This window comes from Protofrankia sp. BMG5.30 (assembly GCF_001983005.1).
Taxonomy (GTDB): Bacteria; Actinomycetota; Actinomycetes; order Frankiales; family Frankiaceae; genus Protofrankia; species Protofrankia coriariae.
Genome location: NZ_MOME01000076.1, coordinates 1 through 11,380, shown reverse-complemented (window position 1 = coordinate 11,380; position 11,380 = coordinate 1). Strand labels below are relative to the sequence as shown.

General features: G+C 68.7%; 8 protein-coding genes. 3 read left to right on the top strand and 5 right to left on the bottom strand.

The window, feature by feature from the left end; genetic code table 11:
- Positions 1 to 86 precede the first annotated feature (86 nt).
- From BL254_RS24170 to BL254_RS24145, 5 genes are all read right to left on the bottom strand, one after another.
- Complete coding sequence (locus BL254_RS24170) at positions 87 to 437, bottom strand: GrpB family protein (RefSeq protein ID WP_254858485.1); 351 nt, start codon at positions 435 to 437, stop codon at positions 87 to 89.
- Between the two features lie 934 nt (positions 438 to 1,371).
- A complete protein-coding gene (locus BL254_RS24160) occupies positions 1,372 to 2,643 on the bottom strand; it encodes an ATP-binding protein (RefSeq protein WP_083731363.1) in 1,272 nt (423 codons plus the stop codon).
- A gap of 502 nt (positions 2,644 to 3,145) precedes the next feature.
- Positions 3,146 to 4,825, bottom strand: a complete 1,680-nt coding sequence (locus tag BL254_RS24155) for an MFS transporter (protein ID WP_047225082.1) — start codon at positions 4,823 to 4,825, stop codon at positions 3,146 to 3,148.
- A 33-nt stretch (positions 4,826 to 4,858) separates the two neighbouring features.
- A complete protein-coding gene (locus BL254_RS24150; protein ID WP_047225092.1) occupies positions 4,859 to 5,866 on the bottom strand; it encodes a ribonuclease BN in 1,008 nt (335 codons plus the stop codon).
- 352 nt (positions 5,867 to 6,218) lie between these two features.
- Positions 6,219 to 6,980 (bottom strand): glycosyltransferase, encoded by a 762-nt coding sequence (locus tag BL254_RS24145; protein ID WP_076845317.1) that lies wholly within the window; start codon positions 6,978 to 6,980, stop codon positions 6,219 to 6,221.
- A 72-nt stretch (positions 6,981 to 7,052) separates the two neighbouring features.
- Between BL254_RS24145 and BL254_RS24140 the strand changes: the two genes are divergently transcribed.
- The 3 genes from BL254_RS24140 (at position 7,053) to BL254_RS24130 (ending at position 11,267) form a co-directional block, all read left to right on the top strand.
- Positions 7,053 to 8,297: a hypothetical protein gene (locus tag BL254_RS24140; RefSeq protein WP_076845316.1), complete on the top strand. Its 1,245-nt coding sequence runs from the start codon at positions 7,053 to 7,055 to the stop codon at positions 8,295 to 8,297.
- A gap of 361 nt (positions 8,298 to 8,658) precedes the next feature.
- A complete protein-coding gene (locus tag BL254_RS24135; protein ID WP_235433839.1) occupies positions 8,659 to 8,856 on the top strand; it encodes a hypothetical protein in 198 nt (65 codons plus the stop codon).
- 599 nt (positions 8,857 to 9,455) lie between these two features.
- Positions 9,456 to 11,267, top strand: a complete 1,812-nt coding sequence (locus tag BL254_RS24130; protein ID WP_076845314.1) for an alpha/beta fold hydrolase — start codon at positions 9,456 to 9,458, stop codon at positions 11,265 to 11,267.
- Positions 11,268 to 11,380: the final 113 nt, after the last annotated feature.

Sequence of the window (11,380 nt, the reverse complement as noted above, 5' to 3'; positions counted from 1 at the left end):
CACCCCGTCTACCCGAGACCGTGTGGATCAACCAGCCAGTCCCAAGCCAACCGAGTAACGACCAACTGTCTCATTTGACTTGACATCTACCGGTCCACCGGGCAGATGTGGACATGGACCGCGAGATCCGGGGTGCGGACCATGCGATGCTCCGCGGCCCAGACCCGAAGCCTGTACCCGGCCGCTTCGAGCGGCGCCACGTAGCCCGGCTCGTCCTCCAGATCCGGCACGCTGACCTGGATGTCCACGATCGGTTTGGCGGCAAGACCCGGGACGGACGTGGAGCCGATGTGCGCGACGCGCCGGGCCCGCGAGCCGAGCGCCGCTTCTATCCGGCCTCGTTCCGCCTGGAACCGCACAGGCCATGCCGGGTCGTAGTCGACGACCTGGATGACGCGGTGCTCCACCCCGCCGATCAGCTCAGGGCCTCTGGTCACCGTTCCATCCTGCCCGGGACGCGGCAGTTTCCGACGAACCAGGCCGTCGATCTCCAGGTATGGCACGACCCCCAGGTATGGCATGCCCTGGTTCCTCTCCGTCATCAGCGGTGATCTGCCGCACATAGGCGCCGAGTTCCTCGACTGGCCCGCAGGCCGGGCGCCGTCCCGCGGAAAGATCCGCCCACGCGGGCGGGCGTCGTCCGTCCCAGCCACGGAGCGCGCCGGCAGAGGAGCGGGGACGGACGAGCCAGAAAACTCCGGAAGGTGATGCCGGGATGTTCCGTCGTCCGCAGCCCCTCGTCCACCAGCCGGTTCGCCGCTGATGACAGGGAAAGACCTGGATGTGTGGCCACATACGCCTGTAGGCGTACCGCGACGGCGGCATCGAACCGCACCGGTGTAGGAGCCTTTCTCGTCATGCGACTACAGCGCAGTCGCCATCTTGGCAGCCACCAACGCGACGGCATGCGGACTCGTACACGGAGATCCGTTTTCTCGGCGAAGAACCTTCCCGCCCACCGGGAACCCGCGGCCGGACACCCTCCGTGATGACTCCAGATGCCCGGCCGCGCCCTTCGGTAGTACGCATCTATGTAGATGACATCTACATAGATGCGGTTCAGGTGTGACGACGGGCTTTGTCGGACGAGCGGCCAAGCTCGCTCTCCTGCGGAAACGGCTGGATGGGGTCACCACCTCGCGTTCCGGGACGGCGCTCGCCATCCGAGGCCGCCGCCAGGTAGGCAAGTCACGCCTCGTGCAGAAGTTCCGCGATCAGGCCGGCGCCCCCTACCTGTTCTTCACCGTCACCGCTGGATCCGGCCAGGGCGAATCTCGTGCAGGACCCGTCCGACCTTCTCTCGGCCTGGCAACCAGCGACCTGACCGGACGGACCGTCAGTCAGCGGAGGCGGCTCCACGGCCCCGGTCGCCTACGGGGCCCAGAGCGTGTCGACGGRCAGGATGTGCAGGCGGTCCTCGAACGTGTACGAGCGTGTTCCCAGGTAGAACACGACACCGGCCACGAAGGCGTCGCCGGTGGCTTCGCGGAGTTTGCGGAGCGGGACGAGATCCTCACCCGGTACCCGACCGGCAGCCTTGACCTCGAACGCCACCAGCATCCCGTCATCACGTTCGACAACAAGGTCGACTTCGTCGCCGTCACGGGTGCGCCAGTGGCCGGCCCCGCTGACCCAGTCCGTCCAGGATGCCTGTTTGAGCAGCTCGGTGACGACAAACGTCTCCAGGAGATGTCCGAACTCGGTGAGCGTGGTCGGGTTACGGGCGGCCAGTTTCCGCGGTGTCAGCCGCAGCAGCCGAGCCGCTACCCCGGAGTCCAGAACATGGACTTTCGGTGACGCCGTGGACCGTGTGGTAAGCGTGTTCCCCCACGCCGGGAGACGGTAAAGCAGGAACACCGCCTCGAGCAGCCGTAGATAGCTGTACGCGGTCCTCTCGTCGAGACGGACGCTCGACGCGGCCCGAGCGATGTTGAGTACCTGCGCGGTCTGGCCCGCCAGCCGCTCGAACAGGACCGGCAACGAAGCCGCCTGGCGGATCCTGACAAGCTCCCTCACGTCGCGTTCGAGGCTGAGCCGGACGTAGTCGTCAAGCCAGCGACTCCGCGACGCGAGCGAGGCCCGCGCGAGCACCGACGGGAACCCGCCCGCCGTGACGCTGTCGATGTACTCCTCACCGCTGGTCACCGACGGCCGGGCCGCGGCCACGGCGGCGGCCGGGTCGGCGAACAGGTCCTCCAACAGGTGCTCGTGAACCCCCCGGAGCTCACCCTGCGACAGCGGATAGACCGGCAGCCGGTGCAGACGGCCAGTGAGCGCCTGGGCAGCCCGGGGCAACGCCTCGTGGCGGGCCGAGCCCGTCAGAACGAAGCGACTGGGTCTGCCGTCACGGTTGAGTTCAGCCTTGATCGCGTCGAGGACAAGCGGGACGTGCTGGTACTCGTCGATACAGACCGGTCGTGGGCCCGCGACGAACGTGCCCGGGTCCCGGGCCACCGCGTCGCGTATGGCCACGTCGTCCAGGTCGACCAACTCCGCGCCGACCTCACCGGCGAGGTTTCTGAGCAGGGTCGACTTGCCCACCGACCGGGGGCCCTGAAGAAGGACCACGGACTCCTCGAGCATCCGGCTCGCGACGATGGGCGCCAGCCGCCGCGGCACCAGGCCGCGCAACCGCGTGCTCACGRCCGAGACTCTACCCGAGCTACGGATTTGGAGGGGCRTGAGCTACGGATTTGGAGGGGGGTGAATGCCGGATCTGGAGGGGAGTAAGTGCCGGATCTGGAGGAGGGCGAGCGCCGGATCCGGAGGCATCCGAACTACGGATCCGGCGGGCTTGTCACGCCGGAGACAGCGGCGCCGAAAGCCACCAGCCGGAGCACGACCGCCATGCCTTCTCCCCTGACGAAGGCCCGTCTCACCTACCGGGAGCATGCTGACGGACACCTTCCGCAACAACTCTGGGCGCTCCGGTACACAGTCAACCCAGGTGGCTTCACCGGCCTCGAGCATCTGCTCCAGGTCATTCCCGTCACCCGCCCCCGACCACAGGCCAGGCCAGGCCAGGCCAGGCCAGGAACCACACAACGCAAACCGATCATCCACCAACAACCGCCCGAGCCCGGAACGAGTACGTAAGTGGCTGCTACAGCAGCCAGTTGCCCCTCGTTGTCGTGATCTCCTTTTCTCACGTTCCGACCGGTGTTGGTGTCGGGGCTGGTTGTCGGGACGGGATGCGGTGGGTGAGGAACAGGGCGGCCAGGGCGATGACGGCGAGTAGCGACAGGGAGGCGCGCAGGCCGTCGATGCGGGCGCCCGCGTTGTCGGTGGTGATCGCCTCGGCGGTGTCCGGCGGGACGCCGGCCTCGTCGAGGCGGGTCTTCAGGTCCTGGTCGGACAGGAAGGGGATGCCTTCGGACAGGTGCACCTCGGCATGCGTGGCCAGGTCTGCCGGCACGGCGGGGTCCTGCTGGACGCCGGTGAGGAACGACGTGGTCAGCACGGAGACGAGCACCGCGCCGGCCGCCGCGGTGCCGATCGAGGCGCCCAGGTTCGTCACCGTGTTCTGCACCCCGCCGACCTCGCCGCTGCGCTCGTCGGCGACCGCGGACACGGTGACGCTGCCGAGCTGCGACGCGAGCGCGCCCACCCCGAGGCCCGCGAGCAGCATCGGCCATGTCACGATCTCCGGCCCGGCGCCGACGTCGAGCGCGGCAATCATGATCGTTATACCGGTGAACAAGGCGAGGAAACCGCTCCGGACAACGCGCCGGGGCGAGGCACGTGGGAAGACTCTGGGAATACCGACGGCGGCCACCAGCAGGGCGATGGACAACGGCAGCAGACGGACACCGGTCGCGACCGCCGAAAGCCCGAGCGCCACCGACAGATACAGCGGCACCACGAAGAAGAGGCCTGCCTGGAGCAGGTACTGGAAGAAGAACGACGTGAGCCCGGCCCGTAGCGTCCGATCGCGCAGCAGCACCGGGTCGAGCAGCACGGCAGCACGTCGGGCGAGCCGGCGTTCCTGCCACCAGACGAAGAGCCGCAGGATGCTCCCGCCGGCGAGGATCAGCCAGATCACGGGTGAGAGCCCCAGCCAGACGGGCGCGCCGGGCGCCGGCCGGACCAGGCCCCAGCTCCCCGACCGCAGGACGCCGTACACGATGAGAGCCAGGCCGGTCGCGGACAGCGCGGCGCCCACGAGATCGAGACGCCCGCCCGCCGCCGCCGTCGTCGTCGGAGGCGCTGTCGTCGGGGGCGTAGCCGCAATCCCCCGGGTCAGCCACAGGATGACGCCCACCACGAGGACCTCGCCCGCGAAAACCCAGCGCCAGGACAGATAGGTGGTGAACAGACCACCGACAAGCGGGCCCGCCGCGACCGCGATCGCGCCGGCGGCGGCGACCAGCCCGTAGGCGCGCGGCCGTTGCCCGGGCGGGAAGTTCGACGCGACGAGGGCGACGACCGCGGGCATGATCAGCGCGGCGCCGACCCCTTCGAGGAACGACCAGCCGAACATGAGGACGGCGAGGTTCCCTGCGACGGAGGTCGTCAGCGACCCGCAGCCGTAGACGACGCAGCCGAGGGTGAACACGCGCCGATGCCCGAGGATCTGCCCCAGCCTGCCTCCGGTGATCATGAATGCGGCCATCACCAGGGTGTAGAAGGTGATGGCGGTCTGGATGCCGGTCACCGTGGTGCCGACGTCCGCGGCCACGGTGGCGATCGACACGTTCATGACCGAGCTGTCCAGGGTCATGAGGAACTGCGCCGCCGCCAGCGTGGGGAGAACGGCCCGGCCCGCCACGACGGCTCCTCCTGCCCTGGCGCCGGGGCCCTGGTTCCCGGCAGTCCGGCGGGTCATCGGTCGACACGCCCGCCCTGGCACCTGGTCACGTCAGGACTCCCGATTCTGGTTCCGGCCGCCGCGGCCGGAATCCCGTTTGGCACGTTTTCTCTTCATGATGCGGGTGGCCGGTTTCCGCGTCTCGTTGTGCCACATTCCGACGATCGCCCCTCCGGTGAGGACAACACCAAAACCGATCAGCCAGGAAAGAATCGTGAAAACGACGCCGATGCTCCCGTAGTTCCGCTCGTTCGCGACGATGGACGAGGAAAAGGTCAGCCTGCCCACCACGCCCAGACCGGTCAGGCCGACCGTCGTGAACGCGGCGGCCGGCCAGGCCTCGCGCCACCCGAGCCGGCCGAGAGTGAGCACTCTGACACCGGCCCAGACAAAGAACAACAGCCCCGCGGTGTTGAGCAGGCCGTAGCCGATCTGACCGGGAATGGTGCCGGTGAGCAGCGCCCCGGCGGCGGTGGTGCCGGCGAGAAAGACAATGAGCCCGCAGAGCCAGCCGACCTGGGCCGGGACACCGCGAAGCCCGAGCGGCCGAAGCCCGAAAACCCTGACATAGACGGACTGCACGGTCGTGGCCAGGCTCAGGCCGCCGAGAATCAGCCAGAGCGCGCCCAGTATCGACCAGCCGTTGCGGACCGTCCCGTCCTGTGGTGCGAAAAGCCGTTCGACGGCCTGCGCGGCCTCCTGACTCAGACCCATCCGCCTGATGATCACTTCTGCCGCGCCCCCGGAGCGCAGCGGTGACAACGCGGCCAGCGCGATGATGAACGGAAAGAACATCATCAGAATGAGCGCGGCGAGATTCATCGCGCCGTTGATCAGATCACCCTGACGCAGCCTGGATGCCAGATCCTCCGCCGCGCTGCCCCGCAGCCGCGCCCGAACACGCCGAACAGCCGTCGCCATCCGCCCGAACAGCCGCCGTATCCGGTCCGCGGCGGCACCGCCGGCGCCACGGACGTCGACGGCTCCGCCGGCTCCGTCGGCGCCGTCGGATGGCCGAGGGGTACGCCCGTCACCGCGCGCACGTCGGCTCCTGGGCATGGCCCCCTCCAGACCGCGCATCCTCACCGCCGTCAGCGGCCGCGATCGTCCGCCAACCGGCCGACCAGCCAACCGGCCGACCAGCCCAACCGGCCGACCGGGCCGTGCACCTCAGCATCTCGGCACGTGGGCGTCCTCGCACCTCCGACGGTCCGAAAGCAGCGGAAGGTGCTCCTCGCGGCAAAGGCACCCGATTCCCAGCACGGCGCGCGGGTGTCACTGTGGCGGTTTGGCCGCCGACGGTAAATTCGTCGATCTCAGCCCGGATTGACCCGGGATGGACGAGGACGGGGGGCGGTGCGCGTGGCGCGGACCGAAGCTGGTGGTGAACCCGGACGTCGGGGTGAAACCCTCAGTCCCAATCTTCCCAGGGAGGTCCGGCCGCGAGCAGGGAGGCGCGCTGCCAAATAAGCAAATACTGAGACCCCCCCCCCGAAAAGTTGCTGTTCCGGCGGGAACGCTGGGCGTCGTGGCGGCGGTAGCGCAACGTTGGGACGTCGAGCAGAATGCCGGTGGCGAGCGCGGAGCCGGCGATGAGGGTCGCGGTGTCCTCGACGCCGCGCAGCGCGGCCCACCCCCCGACGGCGAGAAGCAGGTTCCGCCGCCACATCACCCCTGCCGGATGTACGGGTGGCAGCGTGCGGTCGGGTAAGGCGGACGCCCAGGCGACGGCGAGCGCTCCGCGTGCCAGCGGTCCGGCGGGCACGGCCAGCGGCGCGGTGCGCAGGGTCCCGTCAGCGTGCAGGTCGCGGGCGTGGCCGACCGCGTAGCCGGCGTGGGTGTGGGTGGCGAGCGCGCCGCTGAGGGCTGCGAGCGCGCCGGGTTCGAGCTCGTCATCGGCGTCGAGGTTCTGCACCAGCGGCGCGGTGCACGAGCCGAGGGCGATGTTGCGAGTGACCGCGGGGCCTTCATCGGTGCCGTGCGCGGCAATCCGGACCCGGCCGTCGTCCGCCGCTCCGCAGGCGGCCAGCGCGTCGAGAACCTCCCCGGGAGGCCCGTCGACCTGGACCCGCCACGTCCAGTGGGGATGGCGCTGGCGGTGCAGCGAGTCCCACGCCGCCGGCAGGTATCCGGCGTATTCGGCGTGTACCGCGGTGACCACATCCACCCACATGTTCGCAATGTGTATCAGTCCGAGTCGAATTCGTGTGATAGATATGCCGATAAGATCCAGCGGAGGGGGCACATGGACGTCGCATCGATCAACACGCGACTCGGCCGGGTGGCCTCAGCCGACTCCCGCGAGCTGGACCGGGTCTGCGAGGAGGTCGCCGCCGAACTGATCGACGCGGACGTCGAACCCCCCTTCCGCATCCCGTCGGCGGACTTCGTCACCGACCCCTGGCTGATCTGCGCTGACCGGTACTGGCGCCGCCGGCTGCTCCACCAGCCCACCGTCGAGGTCGCGGCCCGCTGCGCCCGCTGGCTACACGACCACACCGACCCGCCCGTCCGCCCGGACATCATCGAGAAGTGGTCGCTGGGCTACGCCTTCATCACCAAGGACACCGTCGAGTCCCGCCACGACCTCACCCTCGCCACCGGCCGGATCGTCGAGACCTTCCAGGGCTCCACCGACATCTGCTACTTCGCCACGCTTTACCATGCCGGCAAGCTGCGCGCGAACTTCTGGTTCGACGAACTCCACCAGTTCCTCGAATCCTCCCTGCTCGCCGTCGCCGCCGGCCAGCACCGCGACGACCCGCTGTTCACGGGTCTACGCGCGTTCGCCGCCTTCGGCAGCCGCACCATCACCACCAGTCACGCGCTCGAGCTCCTCGACACCGCCTGGAGCACGGCGCCGCGCTCCCGCGCCGTCGTCGACGTCTGCCTCAACGCCCTGTGGGCCGCCCCGCCGTTCCCCGGCCAGGGCGAACAGCTGCGCCGGCACGCCGCCGAGGCCGTCGCGGAGTACCCCGACKACCACCTCTTCCGGTTCCGCCTCGCCAGCGGACAGCGCATGTGCGGCGACTACACCGACGCGCTGGCCACCATCGACACCGCGCTGCGGCTCCTGCCCGCGATCGGCGCCAGGATCAGCCACGAACTGCTCCAGGGGCAGTACCTACGGGAGCGGGCGATGATCCAGGAAGGGCTCGACCGCGCCGCCTGGACCAGCGACCAGCAGACCCGCTGGCGTGACCAGGACACCGCCAACCGGGACCTCCGCCGGACTCTCCAGACCTCCGCCATCCGCGCCGTCGAACTCGTCACCGTCTTCACCGCGGCCATCGCGTTCGCTGTCGGCTCACTCCAGATCACCCTCACCGGCGCCCTGCCCCTGCGCGACCGCGCGCTCCTCCTCGCCCTCCTCGGCGCCGGCCTCCTGCTGTTCGCCCTCCTGACAGTCGCCGGCACCTGGATCATCACCGGCCGCCACCACCCCGGCCCCCGCACCACCCCACCCGACCCCGGCGGCACCCAGCGTTAGAAGCCGTCTGCCGCTTTCGCCAAATCGGGTCGGCGGACATCGAAGGATGTGAGTTTTAGTGCTGCTGGACAGCACTGGACTCACATCCTTCGGCCTCGGGGACCGCCAGCTTGGGCCGGAGCGCTCCGGCCCACCCGGCTCCGCCGTGACAGGGCCGCCCCGGAAACGCCGGAACGTCAGACCCGTCGCGGTCATGCCCGCGAAACGACCGTGACCATGTTCGCGAAACGACCGTGACCATGTTCGCGGAACGACCGTGACCATGACTTCAAACCGACCGCGATCATGGTCGCGGAACGACTGTGATCATGGTATTAAACTGACCATGACCATGCGTGTGGGCCGACCGGAGGAGGGTGGGATGACAGCCGGGCTGCCGGCTGCTGGCCTTTTCCCGAGACATGCCACGGACATCGCGGAACTGGTCCCGCTCCGACGCCGGACCTTCGTCCCGGCGGCACAGGTGCTCGCGATGTTCGCGCACGAGGCGCCACTCGACTCCGACCGGTTCTTCGCCGACCTCGACGGTGTCGTCGATCAGGGGCTCCTGGGTGAGTGAGCGCCCCAAACACCACAGCCGGCGCCTTCAGCTCGCCGGAGGAAAAACCGCCGCGGAACGGGCATCCATTCGATCCATGAGCCTGGCTGGGGCCGGGTCCTGCGGCATGCTTCGCCGTGCGTGTGATCGTGACCTGGCGCCTTGCGCRCCACCTCTACCGTGTCGACCGCCTGTTGCGCCATCGCGGCAACCACCGACGCCTACGCTGCGTGATAGCGTCATCGCGTGGAAGGATGGCGGCGTCCTCGATAATGGCCGCCGGTACACGTTGGCCCCGAGGACCGGCAAGAACCTCGAAACGAAAGCCGGCTCCACGGACACATCATCTGGGAACTGACTGGTTTGACCGCTTGTGCGCAAACCCTGAGCGGAGTCCGCTTATCTGAAGACATGAGCCTCCTCCTACTTCAGGGATGACCCCTGGCCATGTGGCGCTCAGGGAGCGCCCGGCTCGTATCCGAGCGGTTTATGCGCTTCCGTACGTCCTATCCACTTTGCCGCGACGAAGAAAAAGACCATGAAAATGCCGGGATCCCCGGCGGACAGCACGTGCCGGCCGCCCCACATGCTCGGTCGGCGACAGTGAGAGGACGGGCCTCGTGAGCCACCCGCAGGAAGACGACACGATCAACGCGGTCACCGCGGCACAGTTGAGCCGGATCGCCGATAGCGGCATCTATACCTCGGCCACATCTCTCGACCCGGCCGCCGTCAACGTCGCGCAGGCGCTGATCGCCACGCTGAGCGGCACGGCTGAGAAGGCGCTGCTGACCCCTGATCTCCAGAAGCTGACGGAGCAGGTGCGGCAGACGGCGAGCGTCGACTTTCCCCGGATCACCGCCACCGACGGAGTACGGCTGTCGGCGCACACGATCAGGCTCAGGACCTCGGAACCCCGACCCGTGGTGATCGTGCCCTCGGGCTGGACGCCCTTCGGCTGGGCCCTGTTCGAGTACACGTACCTCCAGCTGGCGCTGCGCGGCTACCACGTGCTGGCCTACACCCCGCGTGGAATCGGCTTCACCGGCAGCCCGTTCACCTCCGAGGGCACGATCGATGTGGCCGGGCCCTCGGACTGGGCCGATGGCTCAACCGTCATCGACTACGCCCAGCAGCACTTCGACCCGAGCCGGATCGCCTTCCTGGGCGAATCGTACGGTTYGGGTATCAGCCAGCTGGTCGCGGCGAACGATCCGGCGAGGCGCGTGAAGGCGGTCGTGGCCCTGAGCACCTGGGGCAACCTGGCCACGAGTCTCTACCAGCACGACACCCGGCATCTGGCGGCGGTGACCGCCCTGATCAACTTCACCGGCGGCCCGGTCGAGCAGAAGTTCGACGCTGCCACCCAGCAGATCCTGGCGGATTTCCAGGCCGGCCAGAACCTCGACGACGTAGTGGCATGGGGCACGGAGCGGGCGCCGTCGTCGTATGTCGAGCAGACCAATGCCCGCGGCATTCCCACGTTTTTCTCCAACACCTGGCACGAGACGCTGTTCCCGGGCAACCAGGTCGTCGAGCACTTCGACCGGCTGACCGTGYCGAAGCGGCTGAACCTGTGGATCGGCGACCACTCCGCGCCCGAGGGCGCCGGCCTGACCATCCCGTTCAGCGGGCCGAACCTGCCGGTCGACGAGGCATTCGCCTGGCTGGACCACTATGTGGGCGGGCTCGCCAACGACGTACCCGGCTGGTCCCCGGTCAACAGCCAGATCATGTTCACCTACCGGACCAGCACCGATCCGCAGACCGGGAAAGACGTCATCACCGAACCGGCCATCCGCGAGCCCAGGGCGTCCTGGGAGGATGTCACCACCTTCACCGAGCGGTGGTACCTGACCGCCACCGCGTCGGGCAGCCGTGACGGCGGTCTGCGCACCGCTCCGGAAACGGGCTGGACGCGGGAGTTCACCGCCGGGCAGCTGACCGAGGCCACCGCGGTGGACGCCATCATCACGACCGGCCAGGCCGAGTGGAAGGGCAACCCGAAGAGCTACAACACGGACAAGTTCGACCGCCAGAACCTCGCGGTCTGGGCCAGCGCTCCGATCACGGCAGACAGCCACGGCAACGCGGCCCGCCGGATCCGAGGCGTCCCCGAGCTCGCACTGACTGTGCGCAGCTCGGCCCGGTCCACGACCCTGGTGGCCTACCTGTTCGACGTCAGCTCTGACAACACGGCCCGCATCATCACGCACGAGCCCTACACACTCACCGACCTGGCTCCCGGGCAGGACCGCTACATCACCTGGAGGCTGCAGGCCGCCGGCTACGACCTGGCCCCGGGCCACCGGCTGATACTGACCGTCACCAGCAAGGACCCGCTCTACTCGGACGCGAGCGTCGACGGCAGCACCACAACGATCAGCTCACCCAACGGCAGTCCCGCATACCTGACATTGCCCCTGGGCTGACCCAGCAGCACCGCGGGCCCCTACCTGGACGAGTCGCACAGACTGATCGACCGGCTGCCCGAATCGCAGCGGCTCGGGACTGTTTCAAGATCGGTGTTTCCGGCCCGACACGC